The sequence below is a fragment of the Nitrospinota bacterium genome (assembly GCA_016208975.1).
Lineage (GTDB): Bacteria > Nitrospinota_A > UBA7883 > UBA7883 > JACRLM01 > JACQXA01.
In genome coordinates this window covers 59,116-83,291 of the sequence record JACQXA010000001.1, presented here as the reverse complement: position 1 = coordinate 83,291, position 24,176 = coordinate 59,116, and the positions used below count along the sequence as shown (strand labels likewise).

General features: G+C 54.7%; 24 protein-coding genes. 12 read left to right on the top strand and 12 right to left on the bottom strand.

Features of this window, described 5'->3' with window-relative positions; genetic code table 11:
- The first annotated feature begins 3 nt into the window (after positions 1 to 3).
- The 8 genes from HY751_00365 to HY751_00330 all read left to right on the top strand — a co-directional run bounded on the left by HY751_00365 (position 4) and on the right by HY751_00330 (position 8,422).
- A complete protein-coding gene (locus HY751_00365; protein MBI4664839.1) occupies positions 4 to 2,091 on the top strand; it encodes a sulfatase in 2,088 nt (695 codons plus the stop codon).
- Positions 2,085 to 4,601 (top strand): sulfatase, encoded by a 2,517-nt coding sequence (locus HY751_00360; protein MBI4664838.1) that lies wholly within the window; start codon positions 2,085 to 2,087, stop codon positions 4,599 to 4,601. The genes HY751_00365 and HY751_00360 overlap by 7 nt, the downstream gene beginning before the upstream one ends.
- A 464-nt stretch (positions 4,602 to 5,065) precedes the next feature.
- Entirely contained in the window at positions 5,066 to 5,395 is a 330-nt protein-coding gene (locus tag HY751_00355) for a (2Fe-2S) ferredoxin domain-containing protein (protein ID MBI4664837.1), read from the top strand.
- A gap of 29 nt (positions 5,396 to 5,424) precedes the next feature.
- A complete protein-coding gene (locus HY751_00350) occupies positions 5,425 to 6,561 on the top strand; it encodes a deoxyguanosinetriphosphate triphosphohydrolase (protein MBI4664836.1) in 1,137 nt (378 codons plus the stop codon).
- A gap of 56 nt (positions 6,562 to 6,617) precedes the next feature.
- Positions 6,618 to 6,860, top strand: a complete 243-nt coding sequence (locus HY751_00345; protein ID MBI4664835.1) for a rubrerythrin — start codon at positions 6,618 to 6,620, stop codon at positions 6,858 to 6,860.
- Between the two features lie 23 nt (positions 6,861 to 6,883).
- A complete protein-coding gene (locus HY751_00340; protein ID MBI4664834.1) occupies positions 6,884 to 7,333 on the top strand; it encodes a TIGR00725 family protein in 450 nt (149 codons plus the stop codon).
- Between the two features lie 4 nt (positions 7,334 to 7,337).
- Positions 7,338 to 8,126 (top strand): M23 family metallopeptidase, encoded by a 789-nt coding sequence (locus tag HY751_00335; GenBank protein ID MBI4664833.1) that lies wholly within the window; start codon positions 7,338 to 7,340, stop codon positions 8,124 to 8,126.
- A 101-nt stretch (positions 8,127 to 8,227) separates the two neighbouring features.
- The gene (locus HY751_00330) at positions 8,228 to 8,422 is read left to right on the top strand and encodes a DUF2892 domain-containing protein (GenBank protein ID MBI4664832.1); all 195 of its coding nucleotides are present in this window, start codon (positions 8,228 to 8,230) and stop codon (positions 8,420 to 8,422) included.
- A 198-nt stretch (positions 8,423 to 8,620) separates the two neighbouring features.
- On the opposite strand, the gene nadA is transcribed toward HY751_00330, so the two are convergent.
- The 7 genes from nadA to HY751_00295 all read right to left on the bottom strand — a co-directional run bounded on the left by nadA (position 8,621) and on the right by HY751_00295 (position 14,780).
- Entirely contained in the window at positions 8,621 to 9,544 is a 924-nt protein-coding gene (gene nadA / locus HY751_00325) for a quinolinate synthase NadA (protein MBI4664831.1), read from the bottom strand.
- Complete coding sequence (locus HY751_00320; GenBank protein MBI4664830.1) at positions 9,545 to 9,898, bottom strand: eight-cysteine-cluster domain-containing protein; 354 nt, start codon at positions 9,896 to 9,898, stop codon at positions 9,545 to 9,547.
- Positions 9,899 to 10,154: 256 nt separating this feature from the next.
- Positions 10,155 to 10,910, bottom strand: a complete 756-nt coding sequence (gene rlmB / locus HY751_00315) for a 23S rRNA (guanosine(2251)-2'-O)-methyltransferase RlmB (protein MBI4664829.1) — start codon at positions 10,908 to 10,910, stop codon at positions 10,155 to 10,157.
- A gap of 4 nt (positions 10,911 to 10,914) precedes the next feature.
- Positions 10,915 to 12,369, bottom strand: a complete 1,455-nt coding sequence (locus HY751_00310; GenBank protein MBI4664828.1) for a cysteine--tRNA ligase — start codon at positions 12,367 to 12,369, stop codon at positions 10,915 to 10,917.
- Between the two features lies 1 nt (position 12,370).
- Complete coding sequence (locus HY751_00305) at positions 12,371 to 13,795, bottom strand: glutamate--tRNA ligase (GenBank protein ID MBI4664827.1); 1,425 nt, start codon at positions 13,793 to 13,795, stop codon at positions 12,371 to 12,373.
- A complete protein-coding gene (locus tag HY751_00300; GenBank protein MBI4664826.1) occupies positions 13,792 to 14,271 on the bottom strand; it encodes a 2-C-methyl-D-erythritol 2,4-cyclodiphosphate synthase in 480 nt (159 codons plus the stop codon). The genes HY751_00305 and HY751_00300 overlap by 4 nt, the downstream gene beginning before the upstream one ends.
- Positions 14,272 to 14,531: 260 nt before the next feature.
- Positions 14,532 to 14,780: a 4a-hydroxytetrahydrobiopterin dehydratase gene (locus HY751_00295; GenBank protein ID MBI4664825.1), complete on the bottom strand. Its 249-nt coding sequence runs from the start codon at positions 14,778 to 14,780 to the stop codon at positions 14,532 to 14,534.
- A 186-nt stretch (positions 14,781 to 14,966) separates the two neighbouring features.
- Between HY751_00295 and HY751_00290 the strand changes: the two genes are divergently transcribed.
- Positions 14,967 to 16,112 carry an FIST C-terminal domain-containing protein gene (locus HY751_00290; protein ID MBI4664824.1) on the top strand — a complete coding sequence of 382 codons (1,146 nt, stop codon included), beginning with the start codon at positions 14,967 to 14,969 and terminating at the stop codon, positions 16,110 to 16,112.
- Positions 16,109 to 17,725 (top strand): PAS domain S-box protein, encoded by a 1,617-nt coding sequence (locus HY751_00285; protein MBI4664823.1) that lies wholly within the window; start codon positions 16,109 to 16,111, stop codon positions 17,723 to 17,725. The genes HY751_00290 and HY751_00285 overlap by 4 nt, the downstream gene beginning before the upstream one ends.
- Positions 17,726 to 17,743: 18 nt before the next feature.
- Here the strand turns inward: HY751_00285 and HY751_00280 are convergent, their stop codons facing one another.
- Both HY751_00280 and HY751_00275 read right to left on the bottom strand, forming a co-directional pair.
- A complete protein-coding gene (locus HY751_00280) occupies positions 17,744 to 18,325 on the bottom strand; it encodes a DUF3501 family protein (protein ID MBI4664822.1) in 582 nt (193 codons plus the stop codon).
- Between the two features lie 91 nt (positions 18,326 to 18,416).
- On the bottom strand, positions 18,417 to 18,836 hold the full coding sequence (locus HY751_00275) for a rubrerythrin (GenBank protein MBI4664821.1): 420 nt from the start codon (positions 18,834 to 18,836) through the stop codon (positions 18,417 to 18,419).
- A gap of 344 nt (positions 18,837 to 19,180) precedes the next feature.
- On the opposite strand from HY751_00275, the gene HY751_00270 reads away from it, so the two are divergent.
- Positions 19,181 to 20,632 (top strand): adenylate/guanylate cyclase domain-containing protein, encoded by a 1,452-nt coding sequence (locus HY751_00270; GenBank protein ID MBI4664820.1) that lies wholly within the window; start codon positions 19,181 to 19,183, stop codon positions 20,630 to 20,632.
- 164 nt (positions 20,633 to 20,796) lie between these two features.
- On the opposite strand, the gene HY751_00265 is transcribed toward HY751_00270, so the two are convergent.
- The gene (locus HY751_00265; GenBank protein ID MBI4664819.1) at positions 20,797 to 21,402 is read right to left on the bottom strand and encodes a superoxide dismutase; all 606 of its coding nucleotides are present in this window, start codon (positions 21,400 to 21,402) and stop codon (positions 20,797 to 20,799) included.
- 243 nt (positions 21,403 to 21,645) lie between these two features.
- Here HY751_00265 and HY751_00260 point away from each other — a divergent pair, with 243 nt between their 5' ends.
- The gene (locus tag HY751_00260; protein MBI4664818.1) at positions 21,646 to 22,095 is read left to right on the top strand and encodes a hydrogenase maturation protease; all 450 of its coding nucleotides are present in this window, start codon (positions 21,646 to 21,648) and stop codon (positions 22,093 to 22,095) included.
- A gap of 25 nt (positions 22,096 to 22,120) precedes the next feature.
- Here HY751_00260 and HY751_00255 read toward each other — a convergent pair whose 3' ends face one another.
- Positions 22,121 to 22,507, bottom strand: coding sequence for a hypothetical protein (locus tag HY751_00255; GenBank protein MBI4664817.1), 387 nt, complete (start codon positions 22,505 to 22,507; stop codon positions 22,121 to 22,123).
- Positions 22,508 to 22,628: 121 nt separating this feature from the next.
- Positions 22,629 to 24,158, bottom strand: a complete 1,530-nt coding sequence (locus HY751_00250; GenBank protein ID MBI4664816.1) for a DHA2 family efflux MFS transporter permease subunit — start codon at positions 24,156 to 24,158, stop codon at positions 22,629 to 22,631.
- Positions 24,159 to 24,176 lie beyond the last annotated feature (18 nt).

The window sequence follows — 24,176 nt, the reverse complement described above, 5'->3', positions numbered from 1 at the left end:
ACCGTGAACATTCCTTTTAAACCGGGAAAAAGCCCATCCCTCAAACGCGCCATCCTGGCGGGCGGGCTTATATTCGCCGCGTGGTTCCTGCTGGAAATCGGCGCCTATTCCGGTTTTGAGGTTATGGGCGAGACGGACAAGACTCTGCAGGATTTTGTGGAGTCCAACTATTTCTGGTTCAACATCGGTTACCAGATATACATTTTGGCTGTTTTCGTAGCTATTGGCGGCATTAGCGGCCTGCTTGGGGGCCTTTATGCCCGCAAGTTCGGCGGCGGCTGGATAGCAACCCTCGGCGCGCCCATTCTTATTTTCGTCTCGGCGCAGTTCAAGACACTGCTACACCAGCCCCAGTTTTACGACGGGCCGTTCCTGGATGGCAAACCGTGGCTGAGGGAAATTGTGTTCTCCCCAACGGCATATATTGAGCCTGCCTGGGCCGATTGGGCTTTATACACATTGATCGCAGGTCTTGCGCTAGCTCCAGCCGTATCCATCACGCAATGGGTGACGTTTTCAAAGAAACGGGCGGCGGCCACGGTTTCGGCGGTGGCGGTGTTCCTGTTATGGGAAATCGCCGGGGCCATCCCGGCCCAGACGCCTCATTCCCAAAAGCGGAACGTAGTATTGATCGTTCTGGATTCTTTGCGGGCCGATCACCTTACCAGCAATGGATACAAAAGGGACACCACGCCGGAAATAGACGATTTGGCGCGGGAAGGGGCCCTGTTCACGAAAAACATTGTGGACCTGCCCCGCACGTTCCCCAGTTGGGTCTCCATGATGACGGGGGTTTACCCCATGAGTCATGGTGTGCGCCACATGTTCCCAACGGCGGAACAAAGAAGGCTCGTCCACCCTCCCCTGCCTAAAATCCTGGCCCAGGACGGGTGGCAAACAGCGGTGGTATCCGATTTCGCCGGGGACATTTTCCCCCGGATAGATTTCGGGTTCCAAACGGTGGACACGCCGGACCTGACCTTCGACGAAGTGGTGAAAATGCGCAACCTGGAGATACATCCGGCGGCGCTGGCATTTTTCAACAATCCGCTGGGGCACACGCTTTTCCCTTCCATCCGGGAACTTTCTTATAATTGCGACCCTGCGGCGCTTACGGACAAGGCCATTAAAACCCTGCGCTCGTTCCGGGGGGAGAAACCGTTTTTCCTGGCGATATTCTATTCCGCCACGCACATGCCATATGCCGCGCCGGGGCCATATTACCGGCAGTATGCCGACCCGGCATATCGCGGCAATTACAGGTTCCAGAAAAAGAACCTGTTGATGAAAAACGATAACGACACCCCCGCCGACGTCCAGCAGGTGATAGACCTGTTCGACGGCGGCCTGCGCGCCACCGACGAGCAGATAGGCAGACTGAGAGAAACATTGGCCGCCATGGGTTACGGCGAAGACACCGCTATAATCGTCACCGGCGACCATGGGGAGAACTTCTTCGAATACCGGGCCGAGATAGGCCACGGCAACCATTTGCGAGGGCCCCACGCCATTACCGTGCCGGTGGTAATCCACGCCCCCTGGCTAAAAAACAAAGGAGTGAAGGTGGATTACCAGACCAGGATGATTGACCTGGCCCCCACCATGGCCGAGCTTGCCGGGTACGACAAGTTCCACGCGGAAGGGAAATCGGTCCTGCCCTTTATCAGCGGCGCCGAGACCGGCCACCGGCTAACTTACACCGAGTCCGGCCTGTGGTATGTGGACGAGGGACCATTCTTCTTCCAGAATTCGCGGATACATTATCCCGGCATCACACAGCTTTGCGAGGTGGATCCGGACTGGCGGAACGAAGTTGCGTTAAAGAAGCGTTATCAGCCGCTGGTGGTGATGGCCAAACACCGGGCCGTTTCCGACGGCGCCCACAAGTTGATAGTGATGCCCACCGAAAACGGGGTGGTGACGGAGCTTTATGACTTGGGGAATGACCCGGAGGAGCAACATGACATTTCCAAAGAGAATCCCGAGGCCCTGCGCAAAATGATGGGCAAGCTGAATGAGGTGGCCCGGCCGGAAAATTCCACCAAGGAATACCAGGGCTATCTGTTCGACCGGCGGGATTATTCATGGTGACCATTCCCCGCCTCGCCCGCCGCCTGGCCAAGGCGCTGGCGATTACATTTCTGGTGGTATTCACGGGGTGGTTCGCTTTCTACATGATATTCGCCTTGCCGAACCCCGCCAGGGTGGACGATCCGCTGGAGGTTTTGAAAGACGCGGACACTTCGCCAAAACAGCCATTGACAGTTTATAAGGACCTCCTCTTCGAACTGGACAACGCCAAGGTGTGGGCTCCCAGCCTTCCCGTGGGATTGGGAGCGTTGGGCGGAGTGGATTTTTTCGCCGAATACCCCTTCGCCAAACTTGCGAATAACGCTAAAACCGCCGTCAGCATGACCCAGGGCAAACACGCCATGTTCCTGCGGCAGATGAACGCCCTATACATGCCTACCCCGGCGGAAGTTTCATACACCCTCGAAATTCCCGAAGGCGCCACGCTTCGTTTCTCAAGCTCAATACTAAGCAGACTCAACGAAAAAGAGCTGGCGCCTGTGACTTTTACTTTGACTGCCCAGGATGCGGCGGGAAATAAACAAACGTTGTTCAATGACCGGCGCGGGCCGGAGCCAAAATTCCCCTGGAGCGAAAACGATGAGCTTTACCGCTCTTTTATTAAATTTATCAAGATAGATTCCGGCTGGTGGAACGGTAAATGGCACGAACACGAGGTTAGCCTGGCCCATTTCGCCGGTAAAAAGGTTACCCTCACTTTCACAGCCAAATCCGCGGATAACTCCCTGTCCCACGGTTTTATCGGCCTGCCGCGGATTTACACTCCAGCGCATAACGGCAAGCCGAACGTAATTGTGGTGGTATTGGACACTTTGCGGGCGGATTTTGTAGGCGCCAACAATCCGGAAGTGGCTGGCCTTACGCCTAACATGGACAGGCTGGCGGCGGATGGGGTGAATTTTAACAACGTCCGGTCCCACGGAAACTGGTCACGCGGGTCGTTCGCTTCCATTTTCACCGGAACGGTGGTTCCCAAGTTCGGATACGCCGACCGGTGGAGTTATCTGAAAGAGGAAAAAGCCGTTTATAACCGGCGTTCCATCCCTTCGCTGGCGGAGGAGTTCCGGAAAAACGGTTACACCACCATCTCTGTTGGGAACAACCCCTTCGTTTACGATGGCGGGCCCGTAGGGCTTCATTTGGGATTCGATGAGGCCATAGACATACAGCGCCAGCCTTTCGACACGGAGTTTGTCACCACCGAAGGCATAAGATGGCTTAAAGTCCACCGGGACGAGCGGTTCTTCATGATGTTCACGCTTAACACCGCCCACAGCCCTTTCCGCCCGCCGGTGAAATATTTCCTGCGCGGGCTAACTACGCAGTCCCGATATCTACTCAATCCCCAGGCCATGATGTTCCGGGGCGTGGCGGCCTATGCCGACGATTATCTTGGCAAATTCCTTACGGCGCTGGACAAGCTGGGGTTGTCGAAAAACTCCATAATTGTGGTAACGGCCGACCATGGCATTGTGATTTATCGTAACGGCGCGTTCAAGGCGCATCCCAAGGGGGATTATGAACTTATCACAGCCACCCACACCCATACCCTTTACGAAGAAGAGATCAGGGTTCCGTTGATCATTAATGGCGCCACTGACGCAAAGCGCGGTTTGACCAGCAACGCCCAGGCCGGGCTTTTTGATTTGGCTCCAACGCTTGCGGATTTGGCTGGCCTGAACACTAAAGTAAAGTGGGACGGCCAAAGCCTGGCCCCCATCATGAAAGGCGGCGACGCCCCGGAGGGTTTGAAAACCCGGATCCTTACCGCCGAAGGTGAGCAAGTGTGGAGCATGGTAACGCCGGACGGTTTTAAATATCTCCGGCGCGGGCTGGAAATGCCGCGAACTTTGGATGGGGCTTTAAAAAAACCCCGTTCCGTGCGTGAGGAAGTTTACGACATCAACGCCGATCCCGCTGAAACCCAAGACCTATCCCAAACCAATACCGAATTGACCGTTAAGTTGCGTGAGCGGTTCGACAGTGAATATCCCGAGCATATAAACATCCACAAGATTACAGCCCGGGGGGTGGACAAGCTAAAGAGTATCCGGCTGGACATATCCACCACCGGCAGGTTTGTGTTTCTGGAAACAGCCCCGGCGGAAGGCAACCCTAATTTGAAAACCGCAGTGGATGAAAGCGCAACCAACAGGCGCGTTGTAAATCTCAAAGGAATCGGTAGCCATGTGCGTATATTCTTCGAGGTGGAGCCGTTCAACGCCCCTGTAACTATAAAAACCATGGACGGCGATGGCAATCCGCTGGCGGAAGGTAGCGTAAACCTGGGTTCCATGGCGCTCCCCGCCCCTGCCGGCCCTGTAACCGTGACCGCCGGGAAAGAGCATTTCTTCCTGGGCGACCCGGAACGGCTGGCCGACGAGCGGATGAAAAAAGACGGCGTTTACATAGTGAACATACCGTTCCGCAAGTGGCGGGCCGATCAAGCCGAGGGAGCCAAGCTGGACTCGGAGCTGGAAACCCTCATGAGGAAGTGGGGTTATTTGTAATCAGCGCCACGATTCTCGTAATTGACATTTGCTCGCTTTCCCGTAGACGGCTCAATGTTGATAATTTCAATTCTTCTCCCTCCCCAGACCATCACATCAATGACTGGTTAAAATGAAGGAACCGTGGTCGGCGACCACGGTGAAGCGGTAAACAAAAGAAGGGCGACAACAGGGGCGCCCCTGCCAGGCAGTGTCTCAGTTTGAAAGTACAGGGGGAGATTCTTCACTTACGCTCATAATGACAATATAAAAGCCGTTGATCGCATTGTCATCCTGAGCGAAGCGCAAGCGAAGTGAAGGATCTGTCTATTATTTGAGATCCAAACTGAGACACCACCCCCTGCTATGATGCCTATACTTTCACGCCCCCATGTTTTATACTTTCTGGACTTTATATAAACCGCCATGAAGGCTTGGCGGTATGTCATTTAAAGAAATAATCAACGGTATGGAGTTGGAGAGATATGCCGAAACCGAAGTATCACGTTTTCATTTGTGTAAACCAGCGGCCCGAGGGGCACCCCAGGGGAAGTTGCGCCCAGAAAAACGCCATGGGCGTGTGGCAGAAATTCGCCGACCTTCTCAACCAGAAAAACATGTACGACAAGGTGATGGTTACCGGCGCCCGCTCTTGCATGGGCCCGTGCCAAAACGGCCCGCTGGTGGTGGTTTACCCTGAAAACGTGTGGTACGGCAATGTGACCGAAGCGGACGTGGCCGAGATTTTCGAGAACCATTTCATCCAGGGCAAGCCGGTGGAAAGGCTGATTCTGCCCCCGGAGATTTTCGGATAACCGTTTCAACTGAGGTATAAACAGAGCGCATGAGCGGGCAAGAGTCTGTTGAACCGGGGCTGGCGGTTTACGCCTCTAAAAGCGCGGAAAGCCGTGGCCGGCGCCACGCCGAGGAAGAACACCCGTTCCGCACCCGCTACATGCGCGACCGCGACAGGGTGATCCACAGCTCCGCCTTCCGCAGGCTGGAGTATAAAACCCAGGTTTTCGTTTATCACGAGGGGGATTATTACCGCACCCGCCTGACCCACACCATCGAGGTGGCGCAGATAGCCCGGAGCATGGCTCGGGCGCTAAAACTGAACGAAGACCTTTGCGAGGCAATCGCCCTCTCCCACGATCTGGGGCACCCGCCCTTCGGCCATTCCGGCGAGCGGGCGCTGGACACGCTGATGAAACACAACGGCGGGTTTGAGCATAACGCCCATGCCCTGCGCATAGTGGACCATATCGAGAACCGGTATCCCCATTTTCGCGGGATAAACCTTACATGGGAAAGCCGCGAGGCCATCGCCAAACATTCCAAACGCCCGGCCAATCCGGAGTTTGAGGAGTTCAACGGTTTCAAGTTCCCCGCTATGGAGGCCCAGCTTGTGGACCTGGCCGATTCCATAGCCTATAACAGCCACGACCTGGACGACGGTATAGCTTCCGGTCTTCTGATCCAGGAGTCGCTGGACGAGGTTCCTTTATGGCGCAGGTTTCACGAGGCGGCCCAGCGTGTGCCGAACATGTCCCCCCGGTTGGCCCGGCATTACGTTATAAGAAGTATCATCAACGCGCAGGTGACAGATGTTCTTGCCGCCACGCTAAATAACGTGGAGCGGATGAAAATATCCTCCCCGGATGATACCCGGAAAGCCCCCGCCATTACGGTGGATTTTACGCCAGGGATGCGAAGCGCCCACATGGAGCTGAAAAAGTTCCTGAAGGAGCGCATGTACAGCCATTACCGGGTGATCCGTATGGAGGAGAAGGCGTACAACATCGTAACCGGACTATTCGAGAAATATCACCGGAGGCCGGAAATTTTGCCTCCCCAGGTAAGCCGCCACCTGGACAGCGAAGACAAAAACCGTTTGATCTGCGACTATATAGCCGGGATGACCGATAAACATGCCATGGAGGAATATCAGAAACTATTCGACCCCATGTCGAAAGTATGATAATTCTCGGATAATTAATGTTAATATATAGCCATTTGTTAATATCCTGACAAACCATGGGCGACAAGAGCAAAAGGCCGGTAGAGGAATTATTGCTGGATATCCTCGAAGAAGCCATTGAAGAGGAAAAAAGCTCCCGCGCCCGGTATCTTCGCGGATACGAACTGGCTGTGGACGAGGAAGCAAAGAAAATGTTCCAACGGCTGGCGCAGGATGAGGAAGCCCATGAGCATGTTTTAAAAGAACGGTACTACCAGATTAAAAAAAGGTTGGGCCTTAAGGTTATGAAAGACCTGTGAACGGCCCGCCGGAGCCTTCGCTTATCATCGGTGTTATCGGGGCCTCTTTTTGCGGCCCGGATACAGCGGAAAAAGCTTACGAGATTGGTAAATTGCTGGCGCAACGGGGCGCCGCGCTGGTTTGCGGCGGCCTGGGTGGCGTGATGGAAGCCGCCTCCAAAGGCGCATCGGAAGCAGGCGGACTGGTGATAGGCGTTCTGCCCGGCGCGGATACGCGGGGGATGAACCAATATGTGCGTGTTCCCGTAATCACCAACATGGGGCACGGGCGAAACGTGATAATCGCCCACACCGCCATGGGTCTTGTGGCAGTGGATGGGGAGTATGGGACTTTGTCTGAGATAGCCGTGGCGCTGAAACTGGGAAAACCGGTGGCGGCGCTGGGCGCATGGAGCGGCGTTAAGGGCGTTATGCCCTGCGCAACCCCTGGGGAGGCTGTGGAAAACGTGTTTAACCGTCTTGGGCTTCGTTGAGGTGATGACTAAACGCCTTATCACCCTTGCGCTGGTCATATCGGGCCTGTTCATGGCCTCTTGCGCCGAACGGGCGGATATTTCCAAAAATGTGTACAACCGGGGAGACAGCGAAACCGGCGGCCTTTTCACCTCGAATAGAACCGCCAAATACCATGTGGTGAAACGGGGCGACACCCTTTACAGCATCGCCAAGCGTTATGGCATTTCCGTGCAGACGTTGAAGGGCCAAAACGGGATATCCGATGCGCGGTCACTTGATGTCGGCGCAAGGCTTGTCATAACCCCCGGCAATAAACGAGCGGTAGAAAACAGGCCCACGCTGGCCATGAAAGACGAGGGTGTTGAAGAAGTTTATTACCCCGTTATGGAAGGGAAATTCATATGGCCCTTGCGGTCAGTCTCCATAGGTTCGCATTTCGGCATCCGGCATGAATCCAAACATGACGGGATAGACCTGCGGGCGCCCAAAGGTGAGCCAATAATGGCCATTGCCGACGGTAAAGTGATATACGCCGGATGGGGCCCGGCAGGTTACGGGAAGATCGTCATTTTAAAGCATGACCGGCGCACCATATCGGTTTACGCCCATAACGACGAAAACATGGTGGCCGAAGGGCAAGAGGTAAAACAGGGCGAAACGGTGGCTGGCGTTGGCCGCACCGGCAGGGCCACGGGTTACCATTGCCATTTCGAGCTGAGGATAGACCGCAAACCGGTGGATCCGGCCCGGTACATGCCCACATTGACCAGCAAAAACCCGCAAATAGCCACCATCGCCACCGAACGTTAACCAATTCCGGTTGAATCTCCCGGCCCGGTCCGGTATCTAATGAGAGAGGGTAGTAATTTCCTTATTTCAGGAATTAATCAAACCGTCATGGAGAATTAGTCATGTTAACGAACATTCACCCTATCGAGCGGGGCGTAAGGGTTGTTGTGGGTCTTGCGCTTATTTCGCTGGTTTTCGTGGGCCCTCAAACCGCCTGGGGCTGGCTTGGGATAATACCGATTGTCACCGGCGCGTTGGGCTGGTGCCCTCCTTACCAGTTGTTGGGGATCAACACTTGCAAAATGGGCCGGAAATAACCTTCGAACCTTCCCGGTGACGGGTCACCCCAAGTCTGCCGAAGGATCAAGGAGTTCATTAGTCACGGTTCGACTGGCTCACCATGACAAGAGGCCGGACATGGTCATGCCGGGCTTGACCCGGCATCCGGGCCTTCCATTATATGCCCTTATCCAGGCTCACGCTGTCGCTTGGCCGGGGATGACACCGTAAGGTCCTTAAACCGCCAGCATTTTATCCAGCGCCTGTTTGGCCTTGGCGCTGATATCTTCCGGCACGGTTATAACGTGTTTCATCTCCACCAGCGCCTCGTAAACGTCCTCGAGGGTTGTGACTTTCATGTTGGGGCACATTAGGTCTTCGGATGCCAGAATAAATTCTTTCTCCGGGTTTTCTTTCCTTAGCCGGTACAGGATGCCGCTTTCGGTGCAGATTATGAACTGCCGGGCACTCTCCTTTTGAGCGTAAGCGTACATGCCGGAGGTGGAGCAGACGTGATCGGCCAGATCCAGTATTTCCGGGGCGCATTCGGGATGGGCCGCCACTTTGGCGTTGGGGTATTTCACTTTTAGCGCTATCACCGTTTCCGGTTTCAGCAGGTGATGGGTTGGGCAGAAGCCCTTCCACCACTCTATTTTTTTCGTGGTGTTCCTTTGGACGTATTTGGCCAGGTTCATGTCCGGCGTCATCAACACCCGCTCCTGCGGCAACGAGTTCACCACCCTCACGGCGTTGGCGGATGTACAGCAAATGTCCGACTCCGCCTTTACGTCGGCGGTGGAGTTAACATAGGTAACCACAGGCACGTTTGGCCCGAGCTCCTCTTTTTTCTTCCTGAGCTTATCGGCGGTTATCATGTCCGCCATGGGGCAACCGGCCTCCATACGCGGCAGAAGCACGGTTTTGCGCGGCGATAAAATGGCGGCGGTTTCCGCCATGAAATGCACCCCGCAGAAAACTATCACCTCGGCGTCCGTGGTGGCGGCTTTGCGGGAAAGCTCCAGCGAGTCACCGCCAAGGTCGGCTATCTCCTGAATCTCGTCCCGCTGGTAGTTATGGGCCAGCAGAACGGCTTTTCGCTGATTCAGAAGGCGGCGGATTTCCCCCTGCAATTTCTTTATGTCTATCGCCGTGGTTTCCATTTACGTACTGCCATTACCCCATTGGCAGGCGCTGTTTACGCATCCGCAATGCAATTGGTACGGCTCCGGATCGTAACAATCCCGCCATTGGCAAATGGTGTTATATTCGCTTTCCCTGGTGGACTGGCACACCTCGGAAGAACATCCGCTAACCACGCAATCCATATCGCTCTCGCAATACCCTTCGGTGGACCAGCCGCAAAACTCCTCCGTGGGCGTGGTGTCCCCCGGCTCTTGCGCTGTGGAGGATGTGGAGCAGGCCTGCGGGCCGAACGCGAAAAACGCCCCCATAAGGGTTATGGCAAGCCCGGCCATTAGCCACCGGCGTATGGATGGTTTATTAGACTGTTTCATTTAACCGCCGAAGTGTCCATAAATGTTAATTTTAACCGCTGGAGGGGATACTTGGCAAATGCGGAAATCCCCCAGACCCTTTCCATCGAAGAGTGGTGAAGAATTAGGAACCGGGGTCGGGCAACCCCGGGGAAGCGGTGAGTAGGTGGCTATGGGTAAGAATCAGGAATATAACACTCTCCCAAAACCCCTCCCCATCAGGTGAAAGGGTATAGAAGGCGCGTTCCTTAAAATCAAATCAGGACACTGCCTACCCCTAGCGTAACGAAGCGATGTAAAGGGCGATGGCCGCCGCAACGGATACGTTCAGCGAGCCTATCTCCCCTTTCATGGGTATCTTCGCCACATGCCCGCACCGGGTTTTTACCAATGGCCGCACCCCCACCCCTTCGCCGCCGAACACCATTACAAACGGCCCTTCCGGGGCTTTATCGAAATTTTCTTCCGCGTCTTCCTCCAGCGCCACGCAATGGTAGCCTTCGTCCGAAATTTTCCGGATGGTCTCCGCCAGGTTCACCACCTTAATAAGGTTCATCCGCTCCCCGGCCCCGGCGGAAGCTTTTGCGGCGGTGGGTGTGTAAGTGGAGGCCCTGTCTTGCGGGAAAATAATCCCATCCACGCCGAAGGCTTCGGCGGAACGGATAATGGCGCCGAAATTTCGCGGGTCCTGCACACTGTCCAACGCTATAAGCGTGGGGAATGGTTTGGAGCGTAACCGTTCGATGGCGTCGTCCAGCTTTTCATATTCATAGGGGGACACCAGCGCCGCCACTCCCTGATGGCCGTCAGAATCGGTTAGCCTGTTAAGCTCCTCGCCGGTGTTGGTGACGGTGGGGACTCCCTTCTCCCTGGCCATTTCTATCAAAATGTCCGCCGGGCCGCCGGGTTTAAAACCACCTTTTACATACAGCCGGTGGAATTTACGCTTGCCCGCGCGAAGGGCCTCCATAACAGGGTTGACGCCGAAGATTATCTCCTTATCCCTGCCCGGGCGGTGATGATGGCGTTTCATTTTGCTATTCGAATTTCACCGACCAGCCGGTGCCCTCGGGTGTATCGTGCAACAGCACACCTTTAGAGGCCAGCTCGTCGCGAATCCTGTCGGACTCTTTATAGTCCTTATTTTGACGCGCGTCAGTCCGGGACTTGATCATTTGCGTCACCATCTCTCCGGTAAGGCCCGCCTCTTTCAGTTTTTCAGTTTTAGCAAGGCTCAGGAACTTTTCCGGTTCTTGCTGGAACAGCCCCAACGCCCCGCCCAGCTCTTTTATTGCCATGGCCCCGGCCACAACCTCACCGGCGGCTTTTTTAAACTCCGGGGATTTCTTTTTCAGCTTGCCCATTTCCGCGCGAAGCTGGTTGACCCTTCTTAACTCGTTGTTCATAACGGCCAGCGCCTGGGCGGTGTTGAAATCGTCATCCATCACTTCAATGAACTGCTCTCTTACACCTTGCGGCGCGGGGGATTGCTCCGCCACTTCACCCAGTTCCCCGGCGAAGGCCAACAGCTCGTAGAACCGGGCCAGGTTCTTGTACGCCTCGGCCACGAACACGTCGGCGAAATCTATGGGGCTCCGGTAATGGCTGGAAAGCAGGAACAGCCGCACCGCCTCGGGGTTATAAAGGCCAAGCAGGTCTTTAATGGTGAAGAAGTTGCCCAGCGATTTGGACATTTTTTCTGAGTTCACGGTGACGAACCCGTTATGTATCCAATATTGCGCCGGTTGCTGGCCGGAAGAAGCCTCGGACTGGGCTATCTCATTCTCGTGATGCGGGAACACCAGGTCTTTGCCGCCGCCATGGATGTCGAAAGAGTCGCCCAGGTATTTGCGGCCCATGGCGGAGCATTCTATATGCCACCCCGGCCTGCCCGGCCCCCAGGGGGAATCCCAAGACGGCTCGCCGGGTTTGGCGGCTTTCCACAGGGCGAAGTCCAGCGGATCGCGTTTGGTTTCGTCCACATCCACCCGGGCGCCCGCTAATAAATCCTCCAGGTCTTTTCCAGAAAGTTTTCCGTAACCATTAAAACTGCGGACGGCGAAATACACAGATCCTTCAGAGGGGTAGGCATGCCCCTTCTCAACCAGCGTCGCTATAATCTCGAACATCTCCGCCAGATGGCCCGTGGCCTTAGGCTCTTCGTTGGGGCGAAGCAGGCCCAGCGCGTCCATATCGGCATGGAACTCCACGGTGTATTTTTCCGCCACGTCGGCCCAGTTCAAGCCGCGCTCGTTGGCCCGGTTTATAATCTTGTCGTCTATGTCGGTGATGTTGCGCACATAATAAACGTCATACCCACGGAACTTCAGGTAGCGGTAAACCACGTCAAACACTATTCCGGCGCGGGCGTGGCCTATGTGGCACAAGTCGTAAACCGTTACGCCGCAAACGTACATCCCCACTTTCGGGGCCGTGATGGGCTCGAACAGCTCTTTTTTCCGGGTCAATGTGTTGTAAACGCGCAGGGCCATGTCAGCTCCGTGGTGTTGATATCTTTTCCAGACGGTCTTTTATTTCGGCCGGCCCCATGGCCGCCAACAGCTCTTTCAAGTTGGGGCCCGCCACCCTGCCGGTGAGCGCGGCGCGTGCGGGCCAGAAAAAATTCTTACCCTTGGCCCCGCTTTTGCCCATGGCGGAGTCTATCATTTCCTGCGGGTCGGTTACAGCGGAGACGGCCTCCCTCAACGCCGATATCACATCCCCCGCGGAGGGCATTTGAAGGGCCTGCATGGCCGAATCGTCCGGCTCCAGCCTTTTGATGAACTGCATGGCAATTTCCGGAGCCTCGCCAGGGGCGTTTATTGTGTCGGCCACGGCCACTATTATTTTCTCCAAAACGTCACTTGAAAACTTATCGAACGGAAACCCCGCCCAGGCCAGCGCCGGTTTTAGGGCCGCCACTTTTTCCCCGGGGGAAAGTTTTTTCATGGCGCGGGAGTTTATATGGTCCAGCCGTTTTAAATCAAAATGCGCCGGGGCCCGGGATACGGCGCCAATATCGAACATCTCCGCCAGTTTCAAAAGCGGCTCCGCCTCGGCGCCAGAAACGCCGGACCAGCCCAACATGGCGACAGAGGTGTTTATCGCCGATGGCAGATAACCCTGATCCAGCAGAGATTTCACGTTGGTTCCACCGGCCCGTTTGGAAAGCTTTTTGCCCGCGCTATCCAGAATTATGGACAAGTGGTAATACCGTGGCGGCTGGGCGCCCAGCGCCCGCATGATAAGAAGATGTTTCGCCGTGTTGGAAAGATGGTCCTCCCCCCGGATAACATCGGTAATCCCCATCTCCACATCGTCCAGCGCCGAGGCCAGATGGTATGAAGGCGTTCCGTTGGAGCGGAGCAATATGAAATCGCCGAAATCGGCGGTGTTGAACATTATTTTGCCGCGCACACCGTCTTCAAACCCCAATACATCCTTGTCCACCCGGAACCTGTAAACAGGTTTTATGGTTTTGGCAAGGGCGGTCTGTTCGGCCGGGGTAAGGTTGGCGCATTTTCCCGAATACCGTGGCGGTTTTTTAGAGGCAATCTGCCCAGCCCGCTCCGCTTCCAGCTCGTCAACCTGGCAAAAGCATGGATAGGCTTTCCCAACGGCCAGTAACCGCTCCACGGCTTTCTGATACAGCCCAACCCTTTCACTTTGCCGGTAGGGGGCAAAGGGGCCGCCGATGTCCGGGCCCTCGTCCCAATCCAGCCCCAGGGTTTTCAGCGTCTCCATCAACTCCACCTCCGCTTCGGCGGAAGAGCGGGAAACGTCTGTATCCTCTATTCGAAGGATGAACTTGCCCCCCGTTTTCCTGGCGAAAAGCCAGTTGAACAACGCCGTGCGCAGGTTCCCCATGTGCAAGGAGCCGGTGGGGCTTGGGGCGAACCTTACTCTTGTCGCGTTCACTTGGTCGAAGTGATCAGGGCCACGGCCCACGCGGCGATGCCTTCACCCCGGCCGGTGAACCCGAGTTTTTCGGTGGTGGTGGCTTTAATGGACACCTGGCCCGGCTCGATACCCATGGCCTTGGCGAGGTTTTCGCGCATCTTGTCTGAATGAGGCGCCATTTTGGGGGCCTCGGCGGCGATGGTGGTGTCCACATTCATTATCGAAAATCCGGCTTTGCGCAATCTGCCAGACACTTCTTCAAGAAGGGCGATGCTTGAGATCCCTTTGTATTTAGCGTCACTGTCTGGAAACAGCTTTCCTATATCCCCCAGCGCCGAGGCGCCAAGCAAAGCGTCGCAAACGGCGTGGACCAGCGCATCGGCGTCCGAATGGCCCAGAAGACCCAGGGGAAAGTCCAGTTCCACCCCGCCAATCACAAGCCTGCGGCCTTCAACCAGCCTGTGCGCGTCAAACCCATGGCCAATCCGGAACAAATTGATCTCCAATTAAGCTGAATAGGGAATTTTAAATGATTCCGGGCTTATTTAGAAGAGGCAGGTAAAAACCAATGTCAATCGGCGCCAATTTCGGGTGGTGTCTCAGTTTGAATCTCAAATAATAGACAGATCCTTCACTCCGCTTGCGCTTCGCTCAGGATGACAATGTTATCAACGGCTTTTATATTGTCATTCTGAGCGTAAGTGAAGAATCTCCCCTGTACTTTCAAACTGAGTCACTACCGAAAAAACCAATGTCAATCGGCGCCAATTTCATCTATGGCCTGGGCCAGGCTCCAGTCTTTTTCCGTCACCGTGTTGCCTTTATCGTGGGTGGTGGCGGTTACGGTGACTTTCCGGTATCCGATCGTGATATCGGGATGGTGGTCCTGTTTATCGGCTATCACCGCCACTTTTCTGGCGAACTCCACCCCATCCAGATATGCGCCAAATTTGAAAATCCGGGAGAGCGCCCCGCCATTTTCCGTCCATTTTTCTGATGACATGGCCAATCCGGAATAAAGTTATCTTCAATACATCCCTATCAGGGATTTTAAACGATTCCTGGCTTATTTAGAAGAGGCAGGAAAAATTATGGTTAAGCGCCAGTAATTCAAAGGTAAAATGAATCATAAACATAGGGCTTTGCGGCAGGGTAGCTCCGGCCTGAATTTCGGTGAGGGGGACACCATATGGAAGTGGATAAGTTCGTCTATCTCGAATCCGTGGATTACGCCGACCTTAACGAAATTCTCATCTCATGGCGGCGTGACAATCCTCAAATGGGCGTTTTGGCGCTGGCTTGTGAGGCGGAAAAGGACGCCGTTCCTGGCCTCCAGAAAATCTTTAGCGATCTAGGCATACCACTAGCCGGGGCTGTATTCCCGGAACTTGTTGTGGACGGCGCATTCAAGAAACGGGGCATTCTTATTTCGCTCCTCAAACGGATGCCCGCGCACATTGTCTTGAAAGGGTTGTCCAAACACGGTAATGCGCTGGACTCTTCCATTGAAGAACTTGCCGGGTTCGTGACGGCCAGCGGTCAAAAAGGGCGAAAAGACACCCTTTTTCTAATCATTGACGCCATGATACCCACCATCGCCACCATCCTGGATTCACTTTATTTCAAACTGGCGGACATGGTCAGCTATATGGGCGTTAACGCCGGGAGCGAAACTTTCCAGCCCATGCCTTGCGTATTTACGGAGAAAGAATTCACCGGTGACGCTCTACTTGCGCTAATCCTGCCGGACCACGAAGGGGCCAGCCTGGAGCACGGATACATAATGCCGGAAGAGATGATCACCGCCACATCCACCAGCGGCAACCGCATTATCAATATAGACTGGAAACCAGCCTTCGAGGTGTACGCCCGGATGGCGCAATCCCGGTATGGCGTGGAGGTGACGAAAGAGAATTTCTACCAGATGGGTGTTCATTTCCCCTTCGGCATCATCCGGGCCGACGACGAGGTTTTAGTTCGCATTCCCGTGGCGCTGGAAGAGGATGGGTCTTTATTTTGCGTGGGAGAGATACCGGAAAACGCCATTCTGACCCTGCTTGCCGCCCCGGAAAGCGGATCAACGGCCACTGTGGACGCCTTGACTGACCGGCTGAAAAACAAATACCGGAATTTCGTGCTTACTTTCTACTGCGCGGGACGGCGGCTCCATCTTGGGGCGGCCGCGGAGAACGAGTTAGGGGCTCTGTCGGAGCGCCTGTCCCCGGCGCGCATCGCCGGAGCGTTATCTCTTGGTGAAATAGGAAGCTCTATCCAGGGAGGTTATCCCCTTTTCCATAACGGAACGATAGTGTGCGCCTCCTGGGACAATTTATGAACAGAGAGCATATACTGACAATCCTTTATGAAATGGCCCTCCTCACCGGCGGAGCCACCCATGCCCAACCGCTAATTGAGAAAACACTCCAGCGGCTTATGTACCACACCTCTTTTCCCTGCGGCATGTTTTTATCTGCCATACCTGAAAGGATTGAAAGGGCCAGCAACAATTCCGATCCCGGCCGGAAATATTTACTGGAAGCCGTAATCTGCTCTCCGGAACTGGCGGTTCTGAAAGGGCAAGTGTTCACCCTGCCCCAATCCCTTGTTGCCGGCCCGGCGGCGCTTATTGAGGATAACGCTCTGTGGGATATCAAATTACCAATCCATAAACGATTCACAGTGGCCCTGCGTCTGCCAGTGCCGGAGAATAGCCTGTTCCTGTTGTTCTCCCCCGAAAAACCGGTGACCGACCTGCCGATAACCCAGGTGTTCCAGCCGATACTCAACAACTTCGGCAAGGCGCTGGATCTGGCCAGGGTCAATGAAACCTACACAAGCAGGATCCTGGACGACCGCAATCACGCGGTTCTGGACTTGAAAAGGTTCAGAGCCGCCATGGACACTTCCCCCGACTGTGTTTTCCTGATAAACCCCGCCATCATGCGTTTTGTGGATTTCAACAAGAGCGCCGTTAATGTGCTGGGCTATTACGCGGAGGAACTGTTGCTAATGGGCCCTCAGGACGTGATGCCCGAGTATTCTGAAGAGCAGTTGCAGTCTATTTTTTACAAGGTTATCGAAGGCCATGGGGCGGCCAGCGAGATAACAACTGTACATCATCGAAAGGATGGTAGCCGGTTCGACGTGGAATTGCGGCTCAGCTCGCTGACCCAGGATGACGGGAAGCTGATTATCATCGCCATAGCCAGGGACATCACGGAGCGGAAACGCGCCGAAGAGACGGTTAGAAGCCACGCGCGCAAGCTGGAGAGGATGAACAAGGAGCTGGAGGAATTCACTTACATCGCAAGCCACGACCTGCTGGAACCGTTACGGACGGTATCCAATTACTGCCAGCTTCTGAAGGGGGATTTGGGAGAGGACATATCCAAAAGAGCCAGGGAGGACCTCAACTTCATCCTTCTATCGTCGGACCGGATGAAAAAACAGATCGAAGACCTTCGCCAGCTTTCGAGAACCGGACGGCTGGAGCGGCAGATAACCCGCGTGGACTTAAACGAGATCATCAGGGAGGCCGTTGGAGACCTTGAAGGGCTGGTGAGGGAAACGGGGGCAAAAATAGAATGGAAAGGCCTGCCATTCGTGATGGCCGACTCCAACAGCGTAAGGATACTCGTCACGAACCTTATCGGAAATGCCATCAAGTTCCGCGGCCAGGCGGTTCCGGTTATCAACATAACCGCAGACCGCTTGGGAGATTCTTACCAGGTAACGATAGAGGACAATGGCATGGGAATAGAGCCGAAGTATCTCGACCAGATATTTTCACCCTTCAAACGGCTTCATGGGATGACAAAATACGATGGCACCGGCATAGGCCTTGCCATCTGCAAAAAGATAATAGACCGTCACGGTGGTGAAATTTGGGCCGAATCGGAGCCAGGCAGAGGGAGCAAATTCATTTTCACACTGCCCGCAGCGGATTGATACCGCAAACCTTTCCGGTCAGTCCAAATCCAGCGCCAACGATTTACAGCTATGCTCCGGCGCCTGGGCCTCGTAACGGTAAAGCGGGTGGTCTATGCCGCAGGTAACGCTGGCGCCTTGTTTTATCGCGTCCACCATTTCCCCGGAAAGCTCGAACCGCAGGAAATGCACCGCCGCGGTTTTCTCGGGGGTGGAGCGTTCCAGATCCTCATCGGCGATGGCGAATACTTTATTAAACCCCTCCACCATAACCCATACCCTCCGCTCTATCCCCACCAGCCGGGCAAGCTCCGCGCGGCGCTGGGCCGGGTCGTCATACTCAATCATGAAGGTGGCTTTCCAGTTGGCCCCATCTGGTATCAGCGGGTTATAGGCCGACAATTCCCCCTCAATCCCAGCCTGGTCGAATATGCGTTCGGCCCGAAGCATTTCCTGGATTTGATAGTGGATGGTGAGCCTGTCCTCGAAATAAAGCGTGGCGCTGGGCCCCACAGGCACCCGGCGGCTGGCTTTATGCTCCATCACCCTCTCACGAAACGAGGGGCGGATCTCCTCGTATTTTTCGAGACTAAAAAGATCCTCCCGGTTGATCTTTCTCATATGCGCCTTTTTCAAAAAACGAATCCCTCCTTTTCCCGCCCTTTTGCAGGCTATTGCCGGGGCGGATCTAATCCACGCCTATCACGCGTATCTATTTGCCCATGCTGTCGAGAGCTTTCTGGAACCGGTTGGCGTGCGACCGCTCGGCCTTGGCCAGGGTTTCCAGCCAGTCGGACACTTCTTTAAAACCCTCGTCCCTGGCGGTTTTTGCCATACCAGGATACATGTCGGTGTACTCATATGTTTCCCCGGCGATGGCTGATTTTAGATTGTCCGCCGTGGCCCCTATGGGAAGCCCTGTTACAGGGTCGCCCACTTCTTTAAGAAAATTAAGATGCCCGTGGGCATGGCCGGTCTCACCCTCGGCGGTGGAACGGAAAACCGCCGATATGTCGTTGAACCCTTCCACGTCCGCTTTACCGGCGAAATATAAATAGCGGCGATTCGCCTGCGATTCCCCGGCGAACGCGTCTTTCAGGTTTTGATGGGTCTTGGAGCCTTCCAGTTTCATAAACATCCTCCTTCCAGGAAGAAATTAGACTTGGTCTATACTTGTTTAATATATAAGACTTTCACTATTTTTAGTCAAATGCTTTTCACCCCGGTGCATGTATTTCCTGCTAAACATTTCTCTCCATTTTTTTTATCCGCCATGTTTTGAAACTGGAGAATCCCGCGAAAGAAAATACGCATCAACATAAATTAGGCTTTGCTCCTGAAAGGCAGTGGACATCATTAACATGGACAAGGCTTATCCATCGGCAATATATTAACTGATAAGGCGAAGCGTTCCGCCATGATGTTACTGGCAAACAACCGCCGATGACTGGGTCGATACATCAGGAGTTAAACCCTATGTTTGATACCGGCGTTAAGTTAAACGAGCCCCTTCTGGACGGCAAGCTGGCATCCATTGAAAAGGCCAGGCAATGGAGCCCCCGGGTTGTCTCCAAAATGGAAAACATGATCCGCAACGCCACCGATGAGGCGCTTTTCCGGATCAATCCCATCCTGTTCGCAAAGGAAAAAGGAATCGAGGAAAACGAATCAATAGACTTTTTCCTGCACGGCGCCGTGGAGGGTCTGTTTCAAATGAACTGGCATGTGTTGTGCCCCGGTTGCACCAGCGTGCTGGAAAGCTTCAGCTCCCTAAAGGCTTTAGACTCCCACAGCCATTGCGAAGTGTGCAATGTGGACTCCGAGGCATCCCTGGACGACTACATAATGATAAGCTTCACCGTGTCGCCCCAAGTCCGGGAGATAACCTGCCACCATCCGGATTCCTTGTCCCCGCTGGATTACCTGACCCTCTATCGTTTCAGCAGGGAAGGCGTGATACGGGACGGAAGAAGATGGATAGATGGCGCAATCCCTTTCATGAAGTTCCACGCTTACATCCAGAATGGCGAGGAGAAAAAGATAACCAGGGAGCTTACGGAAGGCTACCTTGTGATAAGCGATTTCCTGAACCATACCGGCGCTGGCATACCCGTGAGCGGCCAGCCAGGGGGCGGAAGCGGCTCTCTTGGCGTAAAACTCAACGGCTCGGCGATCACCTTAAGCGCCGGAACCTTGAGCTCCGGGGAGACTGAATTCGATTTTTACAACCAGTCTGGCAGGAAAGGGCTGATAACCCTGCTAAATTTCCCCACTCGGTACGCCGAGGATTTCACCATCAGCTTCACGCCATACCTTTCCGGCAAGCGGCTTCTGACCACGCAATCGTTCCACGACCTGTTCCATTACGATGTGGTGAAAGGCACTGAAGGCCTGGGTGTGAAAGACATCTCCATCGTATTCACCGACCTGAAGGGCTCCACCTCCCTTTATGACAGGATTGGCGACCTTAACGCTTTTTCCCTTGTTCGCCAGCATTTCGACATCCTCGGAAAGGTGGTGGCAGGCAATCACGGAGCCATCGTGAAAACCATCGGGGACGCGGTGATGGGCAGTTTCATGAATCCGGTGGACGCCATGAAAGCGGCGCTGGAGATGCGGGAAGAAGTGGCCAAAATGAACCAGTCTGGGAATAAGACTGACATCATCCTGAAGATCGGTATCCACAAAGGAGCCTCCATCGTGGTGAACCTGAACGAACGGCTGGACTATTTCGGCCAAACGGTGAACATAGCCTCCAGGGTTCAGGAACTGGCCGGAGGCGATGAGGTTTACATAACGTCGGATGTGTATGAATACCCCGGCGTGGGGGCACTGCTCACGGCCATGAAAGTTGAACCCGGCAAAGCCACGATAAAGGGTCTTGCGGAGGAAATGCAGGTTTACAGGATCAGCGGAGCCGGGCGCTAATCATGATTTCCCGCCGTTCCTGTGAAAATGGTGAAACGCGCTCCTTCCCCTCCCCCTTTCAAAGTGGCTAAGCGCGCAATTTTACCTGCCACCTTAACTATTCCCCTCTCAATCATCCACGCCGCGCGGCGCCTTATACTCCCGCCACCCAGCGCTGTTGGCGGTTATCTAAACCGCCTTTCCACCACGTCCCAGTCTATATTGGTGAAGAAGTCCTCTATGTACTTGGCTCTCTCCGTTGGGCGGAGGTACGCCGTCCACGCATGCTCCCAGCAGTCCAAAACCAGTATCGGGTTGAACCCCACAGGGTGCCCGTCTTCATGCTGGTTTATCCAGTGGACGCTCAGGTTTTCGTTAAGCGGATCCTGGTAAAGGATAACCCAGCCCACTCCCCGCATGGCCGCTACCTTGCGGAAAAGGGTTTCCCAAGATCCGAAGCCGTTGAACGCGTCTTCCAGTGCGTTTACCACCATCTGGCTTGGCCTTTTGCCACCGCCAGAAAGATTTTCGAAATACAACTCGTGGAGCCGCATACCGTTGTACTCAAACCCAAGCCGTCTAACCAGTTCCGCGAATTCCGGGGTTCCAGCCGAGCCGGACACCACCATGGAGCCGATTTTCTCCCGTAGCAGATTGGTATTGGCCACATAGCCGTTATACAGCTTTAGGTGTTCCTCAATCTCCACTGGGGTGATGCCGATAAGGTTATTGAGCCCTGGGAAAGTCTTCGGCTCATATCTAACCGCTTTAGTCACACCTGCCATCAACATGATTGATCTCCTTTTAACTGGTATCAACCCGCCCGCCAAAGGGCAAAGCCGCAAAGTGGGGAATTGTTGAGGATTGATTTTTAACCACTTCCTTTGTCAACGCGCCCATTGCCTGCGAATGTGATACCTTTCTACCAATAAATATATGGCCTGGAGGGTTATCTTACAAATGGCTCCGCGGTACCAAAGCCGTAAAATCAACCCAACTTCATGAAGACACTGGTAATAGGCGTGGGTTCCCAAATGAACGGGGATGATTACGCGGGCCTTCTAATAGCCCAGCGGATAGCCGGGCTGGGTTTGGCCGGGACTGATGTGGCGTTTTTCAGCGGCGACCTTTCATCCATGATAGAGACCTGGGCCGGTTATGACACCGTATTGATTTGCGACGCCGCCATCAGCGAAAAACCCGCCGGTACCGTGCGTTCCATTAACGCCAAATCCGGGCCTTTGCCGCGCGAAATATCATTCGTCTCCACCCACGCCTTCGGCCTTGCCGATACCATTGAATTGGCGAGGACTTTGGGTAAATTGCCGCCGGAACTTTGTGTTTACGCCGTGGAAGCGGTGAACTTGGGCCTTGGCGCCCCCATTACCCGCGAAGTGGAAATGGCCGTGGAACGGTTAGTTAAGCAGATACAGGATGGCGGGAAACCGGATCACCCCGGTGAAGCGATAAAACTGATGAATTGAACCGTTGGTTAATTCCATCCGCCGGTTACTTCACCACTCTCAAATGCCCTTTACTCTTCTTCTCTTTTTTCCCGGCCGGTTTGGCGGTGTCTTCTGTTGGCTCCGGCCCGCTCTCCACTTCTTTAAGTGGTTGGGGCTTGGCGAACTGGATGACAGCCTCGGGGGACGCCATGCGTGTGACAGAGCCCCAGGGGAAACGGCATGTATGCAACGAAGGGCCGAACCTCATGGAGGCGGTCACACCCTCGGCGTCCGGCGCCAGGTTTGGCGTGGGAACGGAACCCATGATGAAATCCACGTTTTCCTTGCCCTTTAGGTGCGGCGGCACCACCACCCCTTCAAAGGCGGTGTTCACGCTAACCAGCACGTCGCCCATGCTGAAGAACCACTCAAAAACAGGCAGTTTGTTCAAGAATAAAGCCTCTTAAGCCAGCTATGTTTTCTTGCGCCCGGATCCGGGCGGTAAAGGCAGTAGATTTTAACTCAAATTCCGTCCAGCGCCCAAACAAGATTTCATCCAGGCATGTAAAATCCTAATTCCTCGCAACCATGAACGGCCCCCGGGAGAGCCATATAAACAATATGAGGCACGAGAATATTACGCCTGAAAGCAGAAAAATGTCGTTTGTGGCCAGGGTCGCCGCCTGTTTGCCTATTATCCGTTCAAACACCGCCAGCGCCCCCTCATAACTCATGCCGTTCGATTGCGCCACTTCAAGCGGGGCCATGGCGTATGGGTTGGACTGCGAGATGCTTTCCACCAGCACGCTCCGGTGATAAATAGCCCGGTCGTCCCAAAAGGTAACGCTTATGGAAGTGCCGAAACTGCCGCCCAATATACGCATGAAGTTTGTAAGCCCAGCCGCCGCCGCTATCCTGTCCGGCGTAAGGCCGGAAAGCGATATGGACGTTACCGGCACGAAAAAGCAGGACATGGCTATCCCTTGCGCAAGCCTTGGCAGGGCCACATCGTAGAATGTGGCGTCGGTATTGAACCCGGCCTGCCAGAAACAGGTGAAGGCGAACACGAAAAACGAGAAACTGCTCAACACCCGTACGTCCACCTTGTGGAGCGACGCGCCCACAATGGGGGTAAGCATCAGCGTTAGCATCCCGATGGGCGCCGCCGCAAGGCCCGCCCAGGTGGCCGTGTAGCCCATCTGCGTTTGCAACCACAGGGGGAATATCACCACCCCGGAGAAAAACGTCATGTAACCAAGAGCCACCGCAAGCGTTCCCACCGTATAGTTTCGGAGCAGGAACAACGACAGGTCCACCACCGGGTGTTTCTCGAACAACTCCCAGGCTAAAAATAGCGATAAGCTAATCACGGCGACTATGGCCAGCAACGTCACCTCGGTGGAGTTGAACCAGTCCAGTTCATGCCCCCGGTCCAGGAAAATCTGAAGACACCCCACCCCCACCACGAGCAATATAAGGCCCGTAACGTCTATGGGGTTGCGCGAGGTTTTGGATTCCCGCTTTTTAAGCATCTGCCAGGTGACAAACGATGACGTGAGCCCAATGGGTATGTTGATGTAGAAGATCCAGGGCCAGCCGATATTATCGGTTATATACCCTCCCAATATGGGGCCCAATATGGGGGCCACCACCGTGGTCATGGCCCAGAACGCCAGCGCCATGCCTTTCTTCTCCGGCGGGTAACAACGCAAAAGCAGGCTTTGCGACAGGGGTATCATGGGGCCAGCCACCAGCCCCTGGATGGAGCGCAATATTATCAGGCTCGTAAAATCCGGCGCCAGCCCGCAAGCAAGCGAGGCCATGCTGAATAGCGCCGTACAGGCCACGAAAAGGCGCACCTCGCCAAAATACCTTGCCAGCCACCCTGTAAGAGGCACCACGATGGCCATGGCCACGGAGTAAGAGGTGATGGTCCACGTACCCTGGCTGGGGCTAACCGAAAGGTTCCCGGCGATGGTGGGGATGGAAACGTTTGTGATGGTGGTGTCCAAAACGTTCATGAACACCGCCAGCGCCAGCGACACAGTGCTGATGGCCAGCTTTGAGCCCGTCAGGGGTTGATTGGCCGAATCGTTTTCCATGAATTCAGGCGTGTCCGT

Coding starts and splice junctions, on each gene's coding strand:
- HY751_00295 (MBI4664825.1), bottom strand. CDS start 14,780: ATGTCATCAGAAAAATGGACGGAAAATGGCGGGGCGCTCTCCCGGATT.
- HY751_00320 (MBI4664830.1), bottom strand. CDS start 9,898: ATGAAACAGTCTAATAAACCATCCATACGCCGGTGGCTAATGGCCGGG.
- rlmB (MBI4664829.1), bottom strand. CDS start 10,910: ATGAAACGCCATCATCACCGCCCGGGCAGGGATAAGGAGATAATCTTC.
- HY751_00350 (MBI4664836.1), top strand. CDS start 5,425: ATGAGCGGGCAAGAGTCTGTTGAACCGGGGCTGGCGGTTTACGCCTCT.
- HY751_00290 (MBI4664824.1), top strand. CDS start 14,967: ATGGAAGTGGATAAGTTCGTCTATCTCGAATCCGTGGATTACGCCGAC.
- HY751_00265 (MBI4664819.1), bottom strand. CDS start 21,402: ATGTTGATGGCAGGTGTGACTAAAGCGGTTAGATATGAGCCGAAGACT.
- nadA (MBI4664831.1), bottom strand. CDS start 9,544: ATGGAAACCACGGCGATAGACATAAAGAAATTGCAGGGGGAAATCCGC.
- HY751_00280 (MBI4664822.1), bottom strand. CDS start 18,325: ATGAGAAAGATCAACCGGGAGGATCTTTTTAGTCTCGAAAAATACGAG.
- HY751_00285 (MBI4664823.1), top strand. CDS start 16,109: ATGAACAGAGAGCATATACTGACAATCCTTTATGAAATGGCCCTCCTC.
- HY751_00335 (MBI4664833.1), top strand. CDS start 7,338: ATGACTAAACGCCTTATCACCCTTGCGCTGGTCATATCGGGCCTGTTC.
- HY751_00275 (MBI4664821.1), bottom strand. CDS start 18,836: ATGAAACTGGAAGGCTCCAAGACCCATCAAAACCTGAAAGACGCGTTC.
- HY751_00270 (MBI4664820.1), top strand. CDS start 19,181: ATGTTTGATACCGGCGTTAAGTTAAACGAGCCCCTTCTGGACGGCAAG.
- HY751_00355 (MBI4664837.1), top strand. CDS start 5,066: ATGCCGAAACCGAAGTATCACGTTTTCATTTGTGTAAACCAGCGGCCC.
- HY751_00330 (MBI4664832.1), top strand. CDS start 8,228: ATGTTAACGAACATTCACCCTATCGAGCGGGGCGTAAGGGTTGTTGTG.
- HY751_00360 (MBI4664838.1), top strand. CDS start 2,085: ATGGTGACCATTCCCCGCCTCGCCCGCCGCCTGGCCAAGGCGCTGGCG.
- HY751_00260 (MBI4664818.1), top strand. CDS start 21,646: ATGAACGGGGATGATTACGCGGGCCTTCTAATAGCCCAGCGGATAGCC.
- HY751_00250 (MBI4664816.1), bottom strand. CDS start 24,158: ATGGAAAACGATTCGGCCAATCAACCCCTGACGGGCTCAAAGCTGGCC.
- HY751_00345 (MBI4664835.1), top strand. CDS start 6,618: ATGGGCGACAAGAGCAAAAGGCCGGTAGAGGAATTATTGCTGGATATC.
- HY751_00310 (MBI4664828.1), bottom strand. CDS start 12,369: ATGGCCCTGCGCGTTTACAACACATTGACCCGGAAAAAAGAGCTGTTC.